This window comes from Pseudomonas sp. PDM04, assembly GCF_014851765.1.
Classification (GTDB): domain Bacteria; phylum Pseudomonadota; class Gammaproteobacteria; order Pseudomonadales; family Pseudomonadaceae; genus Aquipseudomonas.
The window spans coordinates 16,026-36,896 of the sequence record NZ_JACVAI010000001.1; the positions used below are offsets into that span (position 1 = coordinate 16,026).

21 protein-coding genes are annotated in these 20,871 nt (G+C 61.0%); 8 read left to right on the plus strand and 13 right to left on the minus strand.

The annotated features are described in order from the left end of the window. Positions 1 to 1,080: 1,080 nt before the first annotated feature. The 5 genes from IB249_RS00090 (at position 1,081) to IB249_RS00110 (ending at position 4,545) form a co-directional block, all read left to right on the plus strand. Positions 1,081 to 2,229 carry an amine dehydrogenase large subunit gene (locus IB249_RS00090; protein ID WP_192301505.1) on the plus strand — a complete coding sequence of 383 codons (1,149 nt, stop codon included), beginning with the start codon at positions 1,081 to 1,083 and terminating at the stop codon, positions 2,227 to 2,229. Positions 2,230 to 2,242: 13 nt separating this feature from the next. Further along, on the plus strand, positions 2,243 to 2,782 hold the full coding sequence (locus IB249_RS00095) for a MauE/DoxX family redox-associated membrane protein (protein ID WP_192301506.1): 540 nt from the start codon (positions 2,243 to 2,245) through the stop codon (positions 2,780 to 2,782). Positions 2,783 to 2,785: 3 nt separating this feature from the next. Further along, a complete protein-coding gene (mauD, locus tag IB249_RS00100; RefSeq protein ID WP_192301507.1) occupies positions 2,786 to 3,412 on the plus strand; it encodes a methylamine dehydrogenase accessory protein MauD in 627 nt (208 codons plus the stop codon). Between the two features lie 18 nt (positions 3,413 to 3,430). After that, a complete protein-coding gene (locus tag IB249_RS00105; protein WP_027620621.1) occupies positions 3,431 to 3,952 on the plus strand; it encodes a methylamine dehydrogenase light chain in 522 nt (173 codons plus the stop codon). 71 nt (positions 3,953 to 4,023) lie between these two features. Continuing rightward, positions 4,024 to 4,545 (plus strand): cytochrome C, encoded by a 522-nt coding sequence (locus tag IB249_RS00110; protein ID WP_192301508.1) that lies wholly within the window; start codon positions 4,024 to 4,026, stop codon positions 4,543 to 4,545. Between the two features lie 10 nt (positions 4,546 to 4,555). Here IB249_RS00110 and IB249_RS00115 read toward each other — a convergent pair whose 3' ends face one another. After that, on the minus strand, positions 4,556 to 5,383 hold the full coding sequence (locus tag IB249_RS00115; RefSeq protein WP_192301509.1) for an AraC family transcriptional regulator: 828 nt from the start codon (positions 5,381 to 5,383) through the stop codon (positions 4,556 to 4,558). A gap of 131 nt (positions 5,384 to 5,514) precedes the next feature. Here IB249_RS00115 and IB249_RS00120 point away from each other — a divergent pair, with 131 nt between their 5' ends. From IB249_RS00120 to IB249_RS00130, 3 genes are all read left to right on the plus strand, one after another. After that, entirely contained in the window at positions 5,515 to 6,033 is a 519-nt protein-coding gene (locus tag IB249_RS00120; protein ID WP_192301510.1) for a carboxymuconolactone decarboxylase family protein, read from the plus strand. 29 nt (positions 6,034 to 6,062) lie between these two features. Next, positions 6,063 to 6,317: a glutaredoxin 3 gene (gene grxC / locus IB249_RS00125; RefSeq protein WP_192301511.1), complete on the plus strand. Its 255-nt coding sequence runs from the start codon at positions 6,063 to 6,065 to the stop codon at positions 6,315 to 6,317. Positions 6,318 to 6,585: 268 nt separating this feature from the next. Next, a complete protein-coding gene (locus IB249_RS00130; RefSeq protein WP_192301512.1) occupies positions 6,586 to 8,010 on the plus strand; it encodes an undecaprenyl-phosphate glucose phosphotransferase in 1,425 nt (474 codons plus the stop codon). Positions 8,011 to 8,117: 107 nt separating this feature from the next. On the opposite strand, the gene IB249_RS00135 is transcribed toward IB249_RS00130, so the two are convergent. The 12 genes from IB249_RS00135 to IB249_RS00190 all read right to left on the minus strand — a co-directional run bounded on the left by IB249_RS00135 (position 8,118) and on the right by IB249_RS00190 (position 20,790). Continuing rightward, a complete protein-coding gene (locus IB249_RS00135) occupies positions 8,118 to 9,266 on the minus strand; it encodes a glycosyltransferase 61 family protein (protein WP_192301513.1) in 1,149 nt (382 codons plus the stop codon). Between the two features lie 55 nt (positions 9,267 to 9,321). Next, the gene (locus tag IB249_RS00140; RefSeq protein ID WP_192301514.1) at positions 9,322 to 10,461 is read right to left on the minus strand and encodes a hypothetical protein; all 1,140 of its coding nucleotides are present in this window, start codon (positions 10,459 to 10,461) and stop codon (positions 9,322 to 9,324) included. 332 nt (positions 10,462 to 10,793) lie between these two features. Continuing rightward, positions 10,794 to 11,528, minus strand: a complete 735-nt coding sequence (locus IB249_RS00145; RefSeq protein WP_192301515.1) for a WecB/TagA/CpsF family glycosyltransferase — start codon at positions 11,526 to 11,528, stop codon at positions 10,794 to 10,796. Continuing rightward, the gene (locus IB249_RS00150; protein WP_192301516.1) at positions 11,528 to 12,715 is read right to left on the minus strand and encodes a glycosyltransferase family 2 protein; all 1,188 of its coding nucleotides are present in this window, start codon (positions 12,713 to 12,715) and stop codon (positions 11,528 to 11,530) included. The genes IB249_RS00145 and IB249_RS00150 overlap by 1 nt, the downstream gene beginning before the upstream one ends. Continuing rightward, the gene (locus tag IB249_RS00155; protein WP_192301517.1) at positions 12,712 to 13,914 is read right to left on the minus strand and encodes a glycosyltransferase family 4 protein; all 1,203 of its coding nucleotides are present in this window, start codon (positions 13,912 to 13,914) and stop codon (positions 12,712 to 12,714) included. The genes IB249_RS00150 and IB249_RS00155 overlap by 4 nt, the downstream gene beginning before the upstream one ends. 11 nt (positions 13,915 to 13,925) lie before the next feature. Then, entirely contained in the window at positions 13,926 to 14,924 is a 999-nt protein-coding gene (locus IB249_RS00160) for a DUF535 family protein (protein ID WP_192301518.1), read from the minus strand. A gap of 7 nt (positions 14,925 to 14,931) precedes the next feature. Then, a complete protein-coding gene (locus IB249_RS00165; RefSeq protein WP_412547986.1) occupies positions 14,932 to 15,897 on the minus strand; it encodes a glycosyltransferase family 2 protein in 966 nt (321 codons plus the stop codon). 40 nt (positions 15,898 to 15,937) lie between these two features. Continuing rightward, complete coding sequence (locus IB249_RS00170; RefSeq protein WP_192301520.1) at positions 15,938 to 16,462, minus strand: serine O-acetyltransferase; 525 nt, start codon at positions 16,460 to 16,462, stop codon at positions 15,938 to 15,940. An 8-nt stretch (positions 16,463 to 16,470) separates the two neighbouring features. Further along, positions 16,471 to 17,427, minus strand: a complete 957-nt coding sequence (locus IB249_RS00175; protein ID WP_192301521.1) for a glycosyltransferase family 2 protein — start codon at positions 17,425 to 17,427, stop codon at positions 16,471 to 16,473. Then, on the minus strand, positions 17,420 to 18,037 hold the full coding sequence (locus tag IB249_RS00180; protein WP_192301522.1) for an acyltransferase: 618 nt from the start codon (positions 18,035 to 18,037) through the stop codon (positions 17,420 to 17,422). The genes IB249_RS00175 and IB249_RS00180 overlap by 8 nt, the downstream gene beginning before the upstream one ends. Before the next feature lie 129 nt (positions 18,038 to 18,166). Then, positions 18,167 to 19,543 (minus strand): oligosaccharide flippase family protein, encoded by a 1,377-nt coding sequence (locus IB249_RS00185; RefSeq protein ID WP_192301523.1) that lies wholly within the window; start codon positions 19,541 to 19,543, stop codon positions 18,167 to 18,169. Positions 19,544 to 19,659: 116 nt separating this feature from the next. Further along, positions 19,660 to 20,790, minus strand: a complete 1,131-nt coding sequence (locus IB249_RS00190) for a glycosyltransferase family 4 protein (protein ID WP_318653485.1) — start codon at positions 20,788 to 20,790, stop codon at positions 19,660 to 19,662. Positions 20,791 to 20,871: the final 81 nt, after the last annotated feature.

Below are 20,871 nucleotides of genomic sequence, written 5' to 3' on the forward strand. Positions count from 1 at the left end.
TTGGGCGCGCAGCGCCGTGCGGCGAAGCCGCACACATCGAGAGGAGGTGCAGCGCAGCAAACCGGAGGCGATGTCCCCGGAGGGAGGCCGCAGCGAAGGAACGCCGAGCCCAAGCGAGGGGCCGGACGCTTGGGGCGAGCGTTTTTTGCTTACTTTTTTTGGCGTTTGAAAAAAAGTGAGTCGCCGTAAGGGCGAAACCATAAGTGGCCATTACCGCAGCAATGGATATGTACACCAAGACAACATGGTCGGCTATCCGGCCGCCATCGCGAGCAGGCTCGCTCCCACAAGGCTCATAAGCACACCTGCCAATAACCGTGGGCGGTGAGGACGTCTTCGCTGGCAAGCCAGCGCCCACAAGAATCGCGCGCATCTGCAGGAATCAGGCTGACCGCAACACCGCCATCGCGAGCAGGCTCGCTCCCACAAGAGGCGCCCACCAAACCACCAAACCCCCAACCCTCCAAACCACAAGGCCGAGCGTCAGCTCGCCTAGCGCTTTTGCTTTTGCTTTTGATCCACCCGCCCCTTCGGAAGGCTGAGTGGAGGCATTCATCCGGGGAATGGGCGCGCAGCGCCGTGTGGCGAAGCCGCACACATCGAGAGGAGGTGCAGCGCAGCAAACCGGAGGCGATGTCCCCGGAGGGAGGCCGCAGCGAAGGAACGCCGAGCCCAAGCGAGGGGCCGGACGCTCGGGGCGAGACCTTTTGGTTCCTTTTGGGGCGTTTGCCAAAAGGGACTCGACCGTCAGGGCGAAACCATAAGCAGCCGTGACCGCAGCAATGGATATGTACACCCAAGACAACATGGTCGGCTATCCGGCCGCCATCGCGAGCAGGCTCGCTCCCACAAGGATCGCTTGATCCCGCAAAAATCAGATCCGCCGCAGGCCCGCCATCATTGGGCAATCCAGCTCCCGCAGAGTCGATTGAGAACCACAAAAAAAAAGACTGGCACAGACACACAACCACTTGGCAGCCACAGCAATTCCCCCCCTCCCCCGGCAAGGCAGAATCGAACTGCAAAAATCTGCCATGCACCCGCGATTTGCGAGAACAACAATTCAGGGAGTTCCCCCTAATGCGAGCCACCAGGATCACCGTACAGTCAGCGCTGAGTCTCAGCCTGCTGGTACTGGGTTTGAACAATGCCAGCGCGGACCTGCCCGCTGACACGATTGGCCAGACCGTTTTGGAATTTCCACCGCAAGCCCACCGGGCTTTCATCGTCGACGTCGAATTCGAGAGCTTCGTGGCGGGCCGCGTGACCGTGGTCGACCCCGACAAAAAACGCGTCCTCGGCATGGTGCCGACCGGTTTCGCCGCGCCGTCGACGCTCAGCCACGACCAGAAAACCCTCTACAGCGCCGACATCTGGTATTCCCGTGGCACCCGCGGCACCCGCACCGATGTGCTGACGGCCTGGGACACCTCGACCCTGTCGCCGGCCTGGGAAGTGCTGATCCCGAACAAACGCGCCGAATCGCTGACCCAGCGCTACGGCCTGAAGACCAGCGGCGATGACCGCTTCGTCTACGTCTACAACTTCACCCCATCGACCTCGGTGACCGTGGTCGATACTCAGACCAAAGCCGTGGCCACGGAAATCGCGATTCCCGGCTGCGTGCTCAACTACCCGATCGGCAAACGCCGCTTTGCCTCGCTGTGCGGCGACGGCAGCCTGCAGGTTGTGACGCTTGACGACCAGGGCCAGGAAACCGCGCGCAGCCGCACGCCATTCTTTGACCCGAACGCGGAAAAACTGGTGGAGCGCGCGGTCAACGTCGGCGACACCTACTACTTCACCACGACCACCGGCACCGTGCGCACCGTGGATTTCAGTGGCGAGGCGCCGAAGATCCTGCCGAGCTGGTCGCTGACCACCGACGCGGAAAAAAAGGCCGGTTGGGCGCCCGGTGGCTGGCAGTTGATGGCTGTCGCGCCGAAGCTCAATCGCCTGTACGTGCTGATGCATGACGCGCACGAACCGATGAAATGGGAAGACCCAAGCCCGCTGATCTGGGCCTTCGACCTGAAGACCGGGAAGAAAATCGCCACCCTGGAAGCCCCGGCGCCGATCTGGAGCATGCAGGCCACCGGTGACGACAAACCCCTGCTGCTGGGCTCCGACGTCGAGGGCGGCCTGCAGATCTTCGACCTCAAGACCAACCAGCACACCGGCGCCATGGCCAAGGTCGCAAAAACCGCGACCCAGGTCATGAGCTACTAATCGAGGTTCGGCCATGCATCCAGATCCGATCTTCATCATTGCCAGCGCACTGGCCATCGCCGTGCTGCTGGCCAGCGCCGCGACCCACAAGTTGCGTGCGCCGGCGCGCTTCAGAAAACAACTGGCGGACTACCAACTGCTGCCCGACGTTCTCGTTCGGCCCATCGCCCGAACGATTCCCGTGGCTGAGCTGATGATTGCCTTTGCGCTGCTGGTGCCGGCCTGGCGCGTCTACGCAGCGCTGACGGCTGCGGGGCTGATGGCCCTGTACGCCGCCGCCATCGGCATCAACCTGTGGCGCGGTCGCCGCGACATCGACTGCGGCTGTGCCGGCCCTGACCAGGCACAACCGCTGCGCCCGGTCCTGCTGCTACGCAACAGCGCCCTGGTGGGACTGGCGCTGCTGGCCAGTGTCTCGCCAGTGGTGCGCGACCTGGGTGTGTTCGACGGCTTCGTCACCGTCGCCGCCAGCGCCGTTGCGCTGCTGATTTACGCCGCAGCCGATGGCTTGCTGGCGAACTCCCCTCTTCTGCTCAAACTGATTGGTAGGTGATCAATGGAAGGCCTAATCGTTTCCAACGTTCTGCTCTGGGTACTGCTGGTTGCCGTGGCGTTTGTCGTCATGGGCCTGGTACGCCAGATTGGTGTATTGCACGGGCGCCTGGCGCCGGCCGGTGCACTGATGGTCGACAAAGGCGTGGCGGTCAACGAACCCGCGCCCCAAGTCACCGCATCGGACCGCCACGGGCGCCCGGTGAATTTCGGCTATGCCGGTGAAAAGTCGCAGTTGCTGTTCTTCCTCTCGCCGACCTGCCCGATCTGCAAGTCGCTGCTGCCGGCGATCAAATCCATTGCCAGGGAACAGGCCGATCGCCTGGACGTGGTGTTCATCAGCGACGGCGACATGGACGCCCAGCAAGCGCTGATCCGCGAACACAAGCTGGACGACGTCACCTACGTGGTCGGCCCGGAAGTGGGCATGACCTACCAGATCGGCAAGCTGCCCTACGCCGCCCTGATCGACAAGGCCGGCACCCTGCGCGCCAAGGGCCTGGTGAACTCCCGGGAACACCTGGACAGCCTGTTCGAAGTGGAACACCTCAAACACGCAACGCTGCAGCAATACCTCAATGCTCAGCCCCACGACCACGCTCACGACCATAGCCACGGCCATAGCCACTGATAAGGCAGGGAGACTTTCATGAAACTGCTGGATCTGTTGTTCGAGCGCTCGACGCGCCGTGTTGCCGACACCACTTCGCGCCGCAAACTGCTGTCGCGCATGGGCTCGCTGATGGTGGCCGGTGCCGCCCTGCCTCTGCTGCTGCCACTGGATCGCACCAGCAAGGCACTGGCCGCCACCGACCCGAAAGCCGGCGACCCCGGTGATCCGAACAGCTGCGACTACTGGCGCTACTGTTCCATCGACGGCTTCCTGTGCAGTTGCTGCGGCGGTTCGGTGACGTCCTGCCCGCCGGGCACCGAGGCCTCGCAAGTGACCTGGATCGGCACCTGCCGCAACCCGGCCGACGGCAAGGACTACATCATTTCCTATAACGACTGCTGCGGTAAGCAAAGCTGCGCCCAGTGCGCCTGCACCCGTAACGACAGTGAAGAACCGGCCTACCGCCCGTTCAACAACAACGATGTGAACTGGTGCCTGGCCGCCAAATCGCACATCTACCATTGCACCGTTTCGATCATCCGTGGCGTGGCGGTCTGACGCGCATTGGCCGCCGCTTGTTCAGGCAATCGGCGGCCTTTTTTTGGGCATTTTCTGCTGAGGTGTACGTTATGCGCAGGTTGCTCCTGCTTGGCCTGGCCGGCATCATGGCCGCCCCGCTCGTCCATGCACGTGCCATCCCTGATCCGGCCCAGCGTCACGCGCCGGGCAATGAAGCGTTGCAGACACCGATTGACCAGGCCGGCTACAGCGTCGGCGTGAACTACCAACTGCAATGCGCCGGCTGCCACCTGGGCAATGGTATGGGCTCCCCCACCAATGACACCCCACGAATGGCCGGATTTGTCGGCAATTTCTTGAAAGTCTCCGGCGGCCGCGAGTTTCTCGTGCGCGTCCCCGGCATGTCGCAATCGGCGTTGAACAACGCGCAACTGGCCGACCTGCTCAACTGGCTGATGCGCCCCGACGGCATGGCCGGCAAGAGCACGCCCGAGCATTACCAGCCCTACACGGCGGAAGAGGTGACGGCCCTGCGCGCCGAAACCATGCTCAACCTCCCCGGCACCCGCGCCGAGCTGATCAAGGCGATGCGCGCGCAAGGCATTGCCATCGAAGACGGCATGAACAACTGAGCACAGGCCCCTAGCGAAGCTTGCTGCCCTGCCCCCACTCACGCGGGCTGACCCCGGTCTTGCGACGAAACGCCCTGGCCAGCGCCGATGGACTTTCATAGCCGACTTCATCGGCGATCAAGGCAATCGACTTGCCCTCGCGCAAGCGTTTCTGCGCCAGACTGATCCGCCAGCTCACCAGATAATCCACCGGTGTCTGCCCGACCACCTGACGAAAGTGTTCGGCAAAACTGGCCCTGGACATGTTGGCGGCCGCCGACAGCTCGGCCACGGTCCAGGCCCTGGCCGGCGTGTCGTGCATCAGGCTCAGGGCCCGCGCCAACCGTGGATCGGCCAGGCCGGCCATCAAGCCGGGGCTCTGCTCACGGCTGCTCAGCAGGTGTCGCAGCAACTGAATCACCAGCACCTCGAACAAGCGGTCCATCATCGCCTCTCGCCCGCACTGGCCGTCGAAGGCTTCGTTGAACAACCAGTCGAGCGTGCCTGCCAGGCTCGGCACGTCGTTGAGGTCCAGCACCAGATAATCGGGCAAGGCCGCTGCCAGCGCATTGCCCGCCCCGCCATCGAAATCCAGTGAGGCGCACACCAGCTGCGTGTCGGACGCATCGGTCGCAAACAGCCGGTGGCGGTAAGGCCTGGGGAAAAAGATCAGCGTGGGGGTATTGAGTTGCAGTTCGCGCTCGTCAGCCAGCTTCAGGCTCAACTCGCCGCCGCGCAGAAGATGCAGGTGGCCGCAGGCCTGCTCACCGTCAAAGGCCGTGACACCGCAGAATGTACCGCTGTGGAAGGTTCCGGCACTGACGCCGAAATGGCTGAGCAAGGTGGACAAACGATCCATGGCGAAACTCCTGCCGGCAAGTCTGGACGATCTGTCGCATATCCTCGACGATTTGCAGCCAATAAGCCAGAGCCGATCATTAACATGGCTTCCGTACCCAGCGCATACCGCGCCCTTTACGGAGAATCGCCATGAGCCGCATCAACACCCTGAACCTTGAACTCGCCACTGACGCCACCCGCCCCCTGCTGGAAGGCGTACAGAAAAAAATCGGCTTCCTGCCCAATGTGTTCAAGACCCTTGCCCTTGCACCGGTGGTGCTGACCTCTTACCTGCAACAATCGGCCACCCTCGGGAAAACCTCGCTGAGTGCCAAGGAGAAAGAAGCCATCTCCCTGGCCACTTCCCAGGTCAACGGTTGCGACTACTGCCTGAGCGCCCATACGTTCTTCGGCGGCAAGGTCGGGTTGTCGGCGCAAGAGATCCTCGATGCACGCCATGGCCAACTCGATGCCTACGCCACCCTCGCCCGGCAGATCACCGAAAGCCGTGGCCGCTTGAGCGACGAGCAGATAGCAGCGGCTCGGGCGGCGGGCATCGACGACGTCAAGATCATCGAAGTGATCGCCCTCGTGGCTTCGCAAACACTGACCAACTACCTCAACAACGTAGCGCTGACCGATATCGACTTCCCGGCCATCGACGCTTGAACTGACGCCCTCATCCAGGAGTACCGCTGATGAACACTGTGACGCTCTACACCACCGACACCTGTCCGTACTGCCGCAACGCCAAGGCGTTGCTGGCGAGCCGAGGGATTGCCGCCGAGGAAATCAACGTTCAAGCCGAACCCGGGAAATTCCAGGAAATGCTCAGCCGTAGCGGTGGTCGCCGAAGCGTGCCACAGATCTTCATCGGGCAGACCCATGTCGGAGGCTTCGACGAGCTGGCCAGGCTGGATCGTCAGGGCAGCTTGCTGTCGATGCTGGCCTGAGCCCGGATTTCCCTCGATGCCCACGTGACAGGCTTCATTTTTTGACAAGGATGTTGTATCAAACCTCAGCAATATCGTGATTGATTGCCCAGTACTGCTAAAGTGACAGCACCCGTCTCCATCTACCGGGACCTGAACATTCCGGCGATGGATGACGTGTGATGAGTTTGAGTGGCTTGCCGGTGACGCCAGGGCTCTCGTGGGGGGCTGATTGACCTGAATCTCGTCAGTATCGTCGAGCGCGAAGGAAAGCAAATGAGGTCCAAGCATGATTTTTGAGCCTAACAACACCCGTTCCGTGCTCCAGCGTAGAAGCAGTACCAGTACAGTGATTCAGGCCGGTCTCGATTGCGTTGCGGTCACCGGCGTTGCCTGGTTCTTGATCAACTACCACATTGGCTACCTCACTCAAGACTACGTCATCATGCTGCTGTTGCTGCTCGGGGCATTGGCCGTGGTCTACGACCACTACGCCATCTACCGCAGCAACGTGGTGTTTACCGTCAAGGCCTTCAAACTTCTCAAAGCGTGGACCGCCACGTTCGGGTTCCTGGTGGCCATGGCGTTCCTGACCAAACAGAGCGAAGTGTATTCCCGCCTGTTGATGGGCGAGCTGTTCGTGCTCGGTTATATCGCCCAGTTGCTGTTGCACCTGGGCACCCGGGAAATGCAAAAGAAGTTCCTGGCCCATCCGACGCAACTGGAAAATGCGCTGATCATCGGTTCGGGCGAGCTGGCCAGCTACCTGCACAAGAAAATCAGCACCAACCCCTGGCTGGGCGAGCGTATCGTCGGCTGCGTGCTGATTGGCGCGGACGACGACCGGGGAAAGGAGCCGGCGAATGGCAAGCATCGCCTGGCGATACTGGGCGACATCTCGCACCTGGATGAACTGGTGGTCAAACACTCCATCCGCACCGTTTATTTCGTCACGCCGCTGGGGGGATCGGAGGTCATCCAGGATGTTTACCTGAGGCTGTTCGACAAACACATTTCGGTTAACTGGGTCCCGGACATCTTTTCGCTGCGCCTGATCAACCACAGCGTGCGCGAAATTGCCGGCATTCCCGTGCTGACCCTCTCGGAAACCCCGCTGATCGGCATGCGCCTGTTCCTGAAAAACCTCGAAGACAAAGTCCTGACCTTCCTCATCCTGTTGTTCGCCGCGCCCGTGCTGGCGCTGGTGGCCCTGGCAATCAAACTCGACAGCCCGGGGCCGGTGTTTTTCCGCCAGGAGCGCATGGGCTGGAGTGGCGAGTCGTTCCGTATCTGGAAATTCAGAAGCATGGTGGTCCATCAACCGACCGATGGCACCATCAAGCAGGCCCAGAAGAATGATCCGCGGGTCACCCGGGTGGGTGCGTTCATTCGCCGTACCAGCCTCGATGAACTGCCGCAGTTGTTCAACGTGTTGATGGGCGAAATGTCTTTGGTGGGCCCTCGCCCGCATGCCATCCAGCACGACGTGCAGTACTCCCCGGATGTGTCGGGCTATTTCGCCCGCCACAACATCAAGCCCGGCATTACCGGTCTGGCCCAGGTACGCGGGCTACGGGGCGAAACCCGGGAAATCGACCAGATGATCCGCCGGGTCGATTCGGACATCGAGTACATCAACAACTGGTCGCTCTGGCTCGACTTCGTGATTCTGGTGCGTACGGTGTTTGCCTTCTCTGGCAAGCACGCGTACTAGCGACCCTGAAAATCCCCTGTGGGAGCCTGCTCGCGATGGCGGGCTGACAGTCGCCATCGCAGTGCCGGTGCAGCCATCATCGCGAGCAGGCTCGCCCCGGCACAGGTTCAGCGATATTGCAGGATGGCTTCATTGTGTGAAGACGGAAAAAGATCCAGCGTACGTTCGACCTCGTCCGGGTCGATCCTGAAGCCGTCACCCTCCGGTGTACCGACCACAAAACCGAAGTTCTGGTGATCACGGTCCGTCAGGTACTTGAAAAAACACAGGAAGCGATTCGGCGGCTGCAACACCAGCAGCGAACCGCCCGGCGGCAACACATTCACCCCATGAATCAGCTGGCTACCCTCGATGCCGACCACGGTTTGGGCCCCGGCACACGCCGCGACAATGGTCGGCACATCGCAAGTGGCAGGATCGAGAATACGAAACCCCCGGCGGTCGCGCAGTCGCTCGGCCACTTCCATCTCATTGCGCAGGCGCCGCAAGGCACCGTGACCGCCTCGCAGAATGAACACCCCGGGATGAGTGCTGACGTTGACATGAGAGAGCAACTGCTCGCCCATCGCCCGGAAACGCAGGTGTTTATTCAGGTTCTGGCTAAGGTCGTTGAAAATCACCAACTCCCGGAAATACGCATTGCGCAAGCGCACCGGATTCATGCCCAGCCAACGCTCGTAACCGGGCGCGTGCAGAATGCCGTTGCGGGCGATGGACACATTGTCGGCAAAGGGCGCGGTGGTCACCGGAACCCCTTCGTCGCAGGCCAGGCGATAGGTCAGGCAGTCATCCATCAGCCAGGTGCCGAACCATTTGTTGCCGCCCATGGTGCAATACAACGCGCCACGATCGATTTCGTTTTCCACGCGTATTCCGGGAAACCGCCCCCCTGGGGTCAGCCACGACTTGGCATTACCCTTGTACAGGGCGCCATCGATCATCCACACGTCCTTGAGCAGGAACCCCCGGGTCGCGCCATGCTCGACACGCCCGACACCTTCCATGGTACGGCGGGGATGTTCATTGGGGTAAAACAGCGCCTCCTCCCATCCGGTGACACGCTCAAGCTGGTTGGGCAGGAAAAACGCCGCAGGTGCAATCGCGGTCGAACCTGGGGCAATTTCCCAGGTTTTTACCGCCAGGCTTTCCAGGGTCGCCGACGGCTTGCGTGTAACACGGGTGTTGAACATGTATTTATACGCAGCCAGGCTCCACCGGTGAGGATGCCCATTGCTCAGTGCATTGAATTCCAACATGTGCCCACCCTCTAACCGAGGTTATACCCCATCAACTTTCAAGTCGGAAACTTATTCAGGCGACAACACTTTCCAGAACAGGCGGTAATTTCAAATGGTTGTATCGACCTTGAATAATATCGACTTGTTCCTGTCGCGGCGCACTTGAACAATGGATATATATTCTGGACAACCCGCCAAAACCCATTTCGCGATAACGGGCGGCCACTTCTTCATCACTCTTGCCCTCGGGCACACCCAGATGAAGTGTCAACTTCTTACCTTCAACTGCAAACAACGGTGTTTCCCATAGAAACTCTGCCGTTCCAACTTCAGGCAAGGTCAAAAACAAGTAACCGTGGTTTCCCAATGTATCGACATCGCCACCGCGCCTTCTCTTCCACTCAAGAAGCCCATCGTCCGGGCGGGCCAGGCAAGTGCCGATATCGTAGTAATCGAAGCCGTTCTCGATCGCCCACTCAAGTGCCATGAACGTGGTGATCGAGTTCACTTCGCGCAACTTCTTCTGATCGGAAAACACCGTATCCGGGTAACCGAACCTCACGGTGCTCCAATAGCGCTTGCCGGCGCGGGTGACCACGCAGCCAAGGTGGCAGGCCACCACCTCATCCTCGAGCAACACCAGATCAAGCCGGCCGGCGGTTTTCGCCACCCGTTGCACTTCATGGGTTTCGATTTGCGAGGCCGCCGAACCATGTCGGGCACTGGCATAGGGCTGAAGCATTTCCCGGTCCGCACTGGCAATATCGTCATCGTTCAACGCTTGCTGCATCCGGTAACGCGCCCGGTTCTTGCGCAGGTTGCGCCGTAACTCGGTGTTGTATTGCGCGGTGATGTCGTCAATCGACCGATTCAGCGGCACCACTGCACTCAGCAGTTGAGGCACGTACAACGCCCCTGGGGTCGGTATTTCACTGACCACGACCGTACGCTCGGACTTGCGCAGTCTCAGCCGGGTTCCCACCTCCCTGGACTTGGCCCCTAGCAATACCTGCACAAATTCCCTGCGCTGTTTCGTGCCCACATAAAGGATGTCATGGGCGCTGTCTGCGCGCAGTTTGAACCTGACCATTTCCCAGCGCCAGAAACAGGCACGTGCTGCCATGTCCTGCAGCCAGGCGAGCGCGTTGCGCAGCTCGAACCGCACCGACGGTGATAACAACTTACGCAATAGTTCCGCTGCTTGTTCTTTCATTTATTCATCAACACACGTCAAATAAAGTTTATGCCGGTTTAAAAACCCATAAACCAACTATTCGACACGAGCACTCTACGACGCAGCACTTTCTTGAAAAACCTGGCGCTTTATGCCCGCCGGTTTTCCAAGGCATGCCACACTTTCCTTCTTGCGAAACACTCGCAAATCCCTCCGTGGAATCCGGGTTTTTGACGCCATTTAGTCGTCAAAAACCGTTATGAAGAAAAAAGTCTCTAGTACACCTGCCAAGTCGAAATACTAAGCAGAGTAAAGATGCAAGACGAGAGTTTTGCAAGATATTTCAGAAGTGTTTCCGCAAGGATGGAGCGTCAAGAATGCCTGCTCAACAACGTGCGTAACAAAAACATCGGGTTACCCACCACGTAGCGTGTGAACAGGCGCCTGGGCTCACTGATCAGCCTGAACACCCACTCACAACCTAGGCGGCGCATCCATTGCGGTGCGCGGGAGACCTTGCCGCCAAGAAAGTCCAGGATGGCCCCGCCGCACACGACCAGGCAGGGGACGCCGCTGGCCGCCAGCATCGCCGCGACCGCCTCCTGCTTGGGCATGCCCATGCCCAGCACCACCAGTTGCGGCTGACATTGCCGAGCCAGCTCGACATAGGTCTCCATCGGCGCAAAACCGTGGTGGGCCGAGACGACATTGACCGAGAACGCAGCCTCGCTGTGTTGCACGGCCTTGGCCAGATAGGGTTCTTGCGTCCCCCAGAATGCCACCCGCCGGCCCTTGTAGGCGGCGAGCAACTTGGGGATCAGGTCGGTGCCATTCATGTTCAGCCCCGGCGCCCGACCGAGCCGGCGAAAAAGAATGGTCATGCCCGAACCATCGCGCAACAGCACGTCGGCGGCCGACAGGGCCCGGTAATAATCGCCGTTGCCGGTCACCAGGTTCATGGCGTGGGCATTGACGAAGCCAAGCACGGTCGCCGTCCCGGTTCGGGACAGCGCCTCGATCAGGGCTTGTTCGTCAGCGCCGTCATTGACCACCCTGATTTTCTGCACAATCGCTTGCCAGTTGCGTTGCCAACCCAGGCCACTCATCAATGATCATCCCGTTTCGAACGCACCCAGTCGACCTGACGCTTGAGCAGGAACCCGATGTACAGCGGGATTTTCTTCAGGGCGTAGAGCGGCGCATACATCAAGGCGGTGAACGCGATGATCGTACGCCCGAATTGGCTCCATGCCAGCAGGATCGTCACACCCAGCAGGGCCATCCCGCTCGTGGCAATGATCGCCGGTGCCGGGCTTGCGCCCAGCAGGAACACCAGCCAGGACAAAACGAAGCCAGCCCCCAGCACCAGGGTCAACAGCGCCAATGGCGGGACCCACAGGTCCAGGGTCATTGCCAGCAGGTTCCAGTTTTTGCGGCGGATCGACTCCACGAACAACTTCGGCGCATCGCCCAGGATGACGCCCAGGTGGCCGTGCTCCCAACGGGTTCTCTGAGTGGCCAGACCCTCATCGGTGCGGGGGAAATAGCTGGTCACCAGCGCATCGGGGCAAAACAGCGGCGGTTTGCCGCTGCGGCAGAAATCCAGGCCCATCTTCAGGTCTTCGACAATGTGATTGCTGCCCAACTCGATCAAGGCCAGGTCTTTCCAGACAAACGCCATGCCGGTGCCCATCAATGGACAAGGCAGGCCAAGCCAGGCCCAGCCGCGTGGTCGCACCCGGTTTTTCACACACCAGGCGAACTCGGCCAACTGGACTTTCAGCCCGGAGCCGGCCGGCGCGTGCATCAGGTCCAAGGCCTGGGTCGGTCGTCCGGATTCAATGCAACGGATCGCCAGGCGCTCGAGGGTGCCCTCCCCCAACTGGCAGTCGGCATCGATGACGATCATCACCTGCGGCGCATCGCTCGCCAGGTGGCGTGTACCGAACTCGAGCGCGTAGCCCTTGCCCCGCTGCTGGTCATTGCTGCGCTCCACCACCTCGGCCCCCGCCGTGCGGGCCACGGCGGCGGTGTCGTCGGAACAGTTGTCGGCGACCACCAACAGGCGGTCGCCCTCCAGCAATTGCGCCTTGATACTGTGGAGGGTCGCGACGATGACCGACGCCTCATTATGTGCCGGCACCAGCACCGCCACCCGTGGCCGCGGTCCTCGTGCGGGCGCTGGCGAGCGCACGGGCAGGCAGGCCAGCAGCACTTGCACAAACAGCACCAGCACGGGCAGTACGATGAGGAGCAACACTGCGCTGAACAGCCAACCGATTAATGTGATCATGCCTGCGCCTTGAACAGAGCCGCCAGTCTGGCCGCTTCGGTATCGATATCGTGCCGTACCAGCACGCGCTGGTAGGCGGCCTCGCCCATGCGCTGCAACACCTCGACCGGTTGTGCCAGGCAATCTTGCAGTGCGTCCGCCAACTCCTCCACCGCGCCCGCCGGGAACAGCCAACCGTTCTCACCCTGGCGCACCAACTCGGGAATGCCCGCGACGAAAGTCGTCAGGACGGGACGCCGCAGCGCCATGGCTTCCATGATGACCACCGGCAAGCCCTCGGCAAAGCTCGGCAATACCATGGCGCGGGCGGCGAGCATTTCCGCGCGCACCTGCTCGCTGCTGATCCAGCCGGTAATTCGCACGTGCGCTTGCAGGCCATGCTGCGTGATCAGGGCTTCGATCTGCCCGCGCATCTCACCATCGCCGGCCAGGACCATCTCGAAAGCCACGCCTTTCACCGCCAGCAGACGAGCGGCTTCCATCAACAGCAACTGGCCTTTCTGCTCGCACAGACGTCCCACGCAAACCAGCCTCGGTACGGACGGCACCGGCACCGCCGGCACCTCGTGAAATGCCCGCTCCAGTCCGCAGTGCACGACCTTGACCTTGGCCCAGTGGCCATGGTCGACCCAGCGATACAACTGGCTGCGGCCATAGGAGCTGATAGCCGCGACAAACGCCGAGCGCCGGACTTTCTCGCCCAGATGAATGAATTGCGGTTTGTCGAACTCTTCCGGACCGTGCACGGTAAAGCTGTAGGCCGGCCCGCCCAGTGCGTTGGCCAGCATCACCACCTCGGTGGAGTTGGTGCCGAAATGCGCATGCACGTGTTCGGCACCGAACGCCTGCAACCAAGGCAGCAGGCGACAGGCTTCCGCCAGGTAGATCAAATGATACGGCCAGGCACGGTCGGCACGCCGGCCCATGCGCAGCGCCAGCCACAACGCTGAAAAAAACGCCCGTGGCCGCTCGCGCAATACCTGCAGCACCGGCATCAGCAGCTCTTTGACACCGCCTTGCAACACATAGCGGGTCTTGTCGCGCTCGGACACGTCCTCGGCATCCACCAACTCGGCGTCCCAGCCCCGCAAGGCGATGCGCTGCACCTCGAAACCCTGGCGCTCCAGCGCCAGGATCTCGCGACGAATGAAACTGTGGCTGACCTTGGGGTATTGATTGATGAAGTAGGCGATGCGCATAGGGACCGGGCTTAATTGTCGTTGGGGGTGGTGACGGCAGGCATGTCCACGCCGGCAGCGATACCGAAAGCGTCAACCGGCGCCGCGCCCTGGGTGGCGGTGGTGCCGATCAACACGGCGTCGACCTTGTTGAACGTGCTCTGCAGCAACTCATAACGCCGGCGGTACATGGCGCGCTTTTTCGCGGCAATGGTGTCGAGCGGCTTGATGGACGGTGCCAGGGGGATGTCGAAAAAGTCTTCCCGCTCGGAGGGTGTCGCCCCGTGCTCCAACCAGATCACGTCATAGTTGGCCGCCAGTTCCTGAGCCTTTTGCGCACCAAAATAGGGGTGGCGATGATGACGGAACTCATCCCCGACCGCGTAGAGCTTGTCCACGCCGAGCCTGAGCGCGATATGTTTGATGACTTCAATCAGCAGGCTTCTGGGACGCAGGCCCTCGAACGCCTTGGTCAGGTCACGGTAAATCGCCAGGGACCTGTCACTGTCCACACCTTTGTGAATGCCCTGGACAGCGCCGATGAACAGGCCAGTCCCGATGTCGGTGCGGCACAGCGTGAAGGCCAGCGACGCAATGCGCAGGTCGTCCTGAAACAAATTCAGCACCAGCTCGCCTTCGCGCATGAACCATTTCGGCCGGTCCAGCACCAGGGAACAATCCGCCGCCCACTCGGACAGGTCGGCCAGTTTCAGGGTCTCGTTACGCCCCGACAACAACAGTAGCGGGCAGACCTGGGTGACCGTTTCGTAGTGCGAGGCGATGGCCCCCAACCGCTGCTCTGCTCCCCAGGCTTTACTGACGTAGGGCCACTGGACGACGCCCAGGCAGTCCGTGCCCAGGGTTTGCAGGCCATTGGCGCCCAGCGCCGCTGACATGCGCGACGAAAACGATTCGAGGGCCGGCCGGTGTCTGGCCACCAGGCCCGGAACCTTGAGCTGGTTTTTCAATGCCCTCGGGGTCACCCCGGCATTGAGCCACAACAAGCTTTTAAGGGTGAGCCAGTAATCCATGAACGCCTCACTTGTATTCGATCAAGGCCGACTTGCCGGCGCCGAATCTGCTCAACAGAAATTTGACCTGCCCCAGCATCTCGGGAAACTTCCCCAGCACCAGAAAGAAAGCCAGCAGCCAGTTCTCGCGTGTCGACCTGACACCCCGTCGGGCCAGGCGCGCCACCTGCAACGGATAAATCAGCAGAAGCAACAGCCCTGCCGCGCCCACCATCGAGCAGGCGACAAGCGTTGCCAATGGAACACCCAGGCCCCAGAACCAGGCCCGACGCGATTCGCGTCGCCAGTGCTGCTCTGCCGTCGCCCCGTGTAACGATGCGCCCTCGGCAAACGCGTGGCCACCACGCAACGTACGCGTCCACCATTGGCCGAAACGGGTCATGGCCGCATCGTGCAAGGTCATTTCCTCCTCCAGGCGCCAGACCTTCCAGCCCAGCGCCCGCAAGCGCACGCACAGTTCCGGCTCTTCGCCGGCAATCAGGTCGGCACGGAAACCGGACACGGCGGCAAAGGCCTGCGCGCGCATCAACGCATCGCCGCCACAGGCCCGGGCTTCGCCTATTGGCGTATCCCATTCGATGTCACACATCAGGTTGTACACCGAGCGTTGGGGAAAGCGTTCACGCCGCCGTCCACAGACCACCGCCACCTCGGGCCGCGCATCGAGGAACGCCTGGGCCCGGGGCAGCCAGCTGGCGACCACTTCGCAGTCACCGTCGACAAATTGCACATGCCGCATCGACGGCAGCAGGCGTTGCACACAGGCAAAACCTTCGTTGCGCGCACGGGCCGCGGTGAACGGGATCGTCATGTCCAGCTCGACCACCGCGACCCCGAGTGCCCGCGCCATCGGCACCGAACCATCGGTGGAACCCGAGTCGACGTAGACAACCTGCTGCGCCGCCCCCAGCAGTGACGCCAGGCAACGTTCCAGCCGCTGGCCCTCGTTGCGTCCGATCACCACGACACCCATTCCATTGATCAAGGCGTTCACCGAGTCCAGGCGAAAACGTTCATGAGCCTTCCTTTGCCTGTACAGGCTGTCGTTGCTTGATGATCGCGGGCACGCCCACGGCCACGCAGTCGTCCGGTACATCGGTCAATACGACCGCGTTGGCACCGATCACCACGTTGTTGCCAATGCGGATATTGCCCAGGACCTTGGCCCCGGCACCGATATCGACGTTGTTGCCCATGACCGGCGCGATGGGTTCGTTGACATTCTTCAGCCCCACCACGACCCCGTTACGGATACGGCAATCATCGCCAAACCGGGCGTAACCGCTGATGACGATGCCGCCGAAATGATCGATGACGAAGTTACGCCCGACCTCCACTTCGCACGGCAGCTCGATGCCCGTCACGATCTGCACCAGCTTGAACAGTACTTTGTAGAGCAAGGAAAACACTTTGCGTAACAGCGCCGGGCGCACGCCATAGCGCCAGCGCCCGAAGCGATAAACCAGCATCACCCAGAAGCCCTGGGCTCCCCAGTCACCGCCGTAGGCACGTAAATCCGCGCGTATGTTGTCGAACATGAAGGGCTCTACCGTGTTGGTTGGGTGGCGAACTTGGTATCACGCAGCAGCGCCCAGGTGACCCGGGCATGTTCCCAGCAGGCACCAATGGCGGCACGACCACGACGCTTGAGCAAGGCCTTGAGCGCGAGGATCAGGTCGCCCAGGCACACCAGCGCCATGTGCCAGGCCAGGCCTGCCACGCCATGGTGCTTGCGGAAATACAACAGCTCGCTTTCGATTTGCAGCCGGGGTATCTGCCGACTGGCGACGTTGAGTTCATCGACGGACTTGGCACTTTCTCCACCGATATGCACCACGGTGGTGTGTGGGTAGAAAACCACCTTCCAGCCCGCCTGCTTGACGCGTTTGCAGTGATCCACTTCCTCGTAATAAAGGAAGTAGCGCGGGTCGAACAAACCGACCGTGTCGATGACCTCGCGGCGAATCAGGTAATAACAGCCGGGCACCCAGTCACACTCGCGGACGGAGGCGTGATCCCACTGCATGTCATCGACCCGCTTCACCCAGGGGAAAAAGCGCTCAAGCCCCGCGCGCGACAGAAACACATTCAGCGGTGTCGGGAAATAACGGCACGAAGGCTGCAAATCCCCGTCCCGGCCTTCCAATCGTACGCCGAGAATGCCGCACTCGGGGTGCGCCTCCATGTAGTCGAGGGTCTTGCTCAGGGTGTCCGCCGCCACGAAGGCGTCAGTATTGAGCAGCAATGCGTACTTGCCCTGCAGGTGTTCAACCAGCTGATTGTTGGCACGGCCAAAGCCGACATTGCTTTCATTGGCCAGCAGCAACGCCCCGGGACACAGGGTCGCCAGGCACTCCAGCGAGTTATCGACGGAGGCGTTGTCCACCACCAGGTAACGCGCCCGATCCGTACTGTCGGGTTGGCGCAGGGCATTGAACATCGGCTGCAACAGCCCTGCGGTGTTGTAGTTGACCACCAGCACATCGAGAGGCGCATTAACCATTGGATTTTTCACCAAAGAAGTATTCGGCGCGCATGACTCGCAGCCTGGATTCCAGGGCCGGGTCAAACTCACCGTTACGCTCGCGGATGAGGTCCATCCAGGGATATTCGGCGCATCGATCTTCGACATTCTTCAACAACGTCTCCAATGTGCAGATCACCCGGGCTGGATTACCCCCGACCACGACATCGGGCGGGACATCGCGCAGGACAACCGCGCCGGCAGCGACCAGGGAGTTGGGGCCAATCTTCACGCGCGGCAGGATGATCGCGCCATGGCCGATGAAAACGTTATCGAGGATGTCTATCGGGCCGACGGAATCCAGCTTCGTACCGTAGCGCACGTTGAGCAGCGCGACCGAGGCATCGTGCCCGATCAGCGTGCAATCGGATAAACCGACGTTGTTGCCCAGGCGCACCAGTGATGGATCGGTAATGTTGCACCCGACGTTGATCCACACGTTTTCACCGATGGAATGCAGGGATCGCCACTGGACCAGGAATCGCGCCCATTCGAAACCATCCGGTCGGCACAGTCGTTTGTAGAGCGAGGTTCCACGTCCCGTTGTCCTGGCAAAATGAGCGATAGCGCGCTTCAGTAGACCAATCATCCTGTCAGCCCCAAAAAATTCAAAAAAACGCCTGTGCCAGGGTTCGATGCGCCCCGATCCTTCATTCGTGCCCCTAAGCGTAGCCGCCACTCCGACATCCGGCACGACGACGGCCCTGTCCCGCCAGGGTCAAAACCAGTTGACTATCGCCAGCACCGCCTCGCCACACACCATTCCCACCAGCACCATCGGCAGGACGATGAGCTCTCGCCTGAGATCGAACAACCCCACCTTGCGATTGACATACACCACCAGGATCAACGTCGGCAAGGCATGCAGCGCAACCCCCCAAATCGCGTACTTCGCGCCCCCCAAGGCCAGTAACAGCGGCAGCAGCACCCACAACGAGATGGCGCGAATGATGTTGTCCATCGCCTGGTACTTGGTCAGCCCCAACGCCAGCCAGAGTTGATGCGCCACGGCAAAGCGCCAGGTGAAGAAAGACAGGGACAGAATCGCCAGCATCTCGCCAGCACCGGCATAACGCTCATCGTACAGAAAATGGATCAGCAACGGGCTGAGGACCCAGGCCAGCCCGCAGAGAAACAGCGAAACCAGGTCGAACATCAACTTGAAGCGTACATACAGCGCGTGCAAGCGCGCGGTGTCGTTGACCCGCGCAGCCTCGCTGAACGCCGGCAGGGCCACGGCCCCGAGCAACCGTTGCATGCCCATTTGCAGCGCCCCCAAAAACAGCACGGCAATGGAATAGACCCCCAGCTCGCTGGCCGACATGCTGCCGCCGAACCAGATCCGGTCGCCGTTCATGGCCAGCACGCCCACCGCCGACGACAACAGCATCCAGCGTCCGAACACCACCACTTCCCGCAGCGCGGAGCGCTCCCAGTGCAAACGGTTGTGCGGTCCGGAAAACCAGAAATGCCCGAGCAGCGTCATGGCCAGGGCGGCCACCAGCCCGGAGCCCACCAGCGCCCAGATCGAACGGGTGAAATAACCGATGATCAACATCGTCAACAGCCCGGCCAGTTGCGAGACGAACTCGGCGAGCACGACTTTTTTCTGCTCGAAGTCGCGCACGGCCACGTCGACCTTGGTGGACTGGAAACCGTAGATGATCGCGGAAATACCGGTCACGGCCAGCACCAGCGGCAACTGCGGCGCGGCGTAGGTGGATTGCTCCGGCCACATGTGCAGGACCTGGGCAAGCCAGGCGAAACCGGCGACCAGCAGGGTGAACGCGAAAAGGATGAACCCGCGGATGATCTGCACCGTCCACACGGTGTTGAGGAAGGCCGGATCGTTGCCTCGCGGGCTCTGGATGATGTTCTGGCGGAAGCCGACATCGGACAGCAGGTGCAGCACCACCGACACGGTGGTGGCGATGACCATGATGCCGAACATCTCCGGCATCAGCAGACGGGCCATGATCAGGTTGCCACCCAGGCGGATAGCCTGTGATGTGATCAGTGCCCCCAGATTCCATGCCCCGGCAAATATCGCTCGCCTGCGAAGGCTCAACGATGGCGATACATCAGCTGGTGGCATCACTACAACCCCGGAATCCATGACACGAAAAAGTACTATAGCCGCCGCTTGCCAATCCACTGGTATCTGTCATTGGCCCAGCGGCAGGCCTTGCGATGGCACGATGGGCGTCGATATCAGCCCCGTCCTTCCAGCACGGAAGGCTCCGGTCGGGCAGCACGCTGCCCGGACAGACGCTTGCCCACCGCCTTGTTCAATGCCGCTTCAAACAGACGGGCAGAGTGCTCCCAGGTGCTTGAGGCCACGGTTTGATGAGCCGCTTCGGACACCGCACGCCACGCCATGTCGTCCAGGTTCAGCAGATACTCGACGCCCGCCGTCAGCGCTTGCGTGTCGTCGATATCCGCCAGCACACCGTTGTTGAAACAGGATATGGCTTCCATCGGCCAACCCGTACGGGTCGACACCACCGGCGTCCGACAGGCCATGGCCTCCATCGCCGTCAGGTTGAACCCTTCGCTGCGGCTCGAGGCCAACCAGACATCACATTGCGTATAGAGATCACGAATACGATCCTGATCGGGCGCCAGGTGAAACTCGACACTCGCCGGTAACGCGAACGCACCCGTGGGCGCAAAGCTGCCAAAGGAAACGACGCGCAGGGTCGGGAATTTCTTTTCGAGCGCGGCAATGACGTCGAGCGTCACGTCGAGCCCCTTCAAAGGTGTTTCATGGTAAAGGAAACCAACGGTCGGGCGCTGTTGCCTGGCCCTCGGCGCCGCGAAGAACTGCTGGTGATCGACGCTGTTGGGCACCAGATCGACATCCGCATCGCCGTAGTCCACACGCATCAAGTCAGCCAGCCATTGGGAGATGGTGATCTTGTGCAGCGGCATCCGGTAGGTGGCCATGACCCGGTCGATCGGGCAGAACGGAAAGATCTCATGCCCTTGCACGAAATACACTTTCTCGCCCTTGGCCGGGCTCAGGGCATTGACCCACTCGGCCGTCTCCCACCAGGTGGCAACCACCACATCGGCATCCGGGACATCGGACTCCACGATCGGGCGGTATTTTTCGATCACCCGGTGATCGAGGTCCATATCATCCAGATAAGAGGGAATGACCGGGGTGACCAGCCAGCCCTTTCCAGTGACGAAACTCTTGATCTTTCTGCGCAGCGGAATAGCCGGATAAGGCAGGGAAACCAGTGTCACTTCATGACCGGCATCCGCCAATGCCTGGGCGTAAATCGTCACCACGCGAATCCCGCCCGACATGCTCGCCACGCTCAAAACAAAAGTCACTTTCAACAGGCTATCTCCATTCCCCCCCTGAAAAACCAGGGGCTGGCTACCAAATTCCGATGCACATCCAGCCAGGCAAGC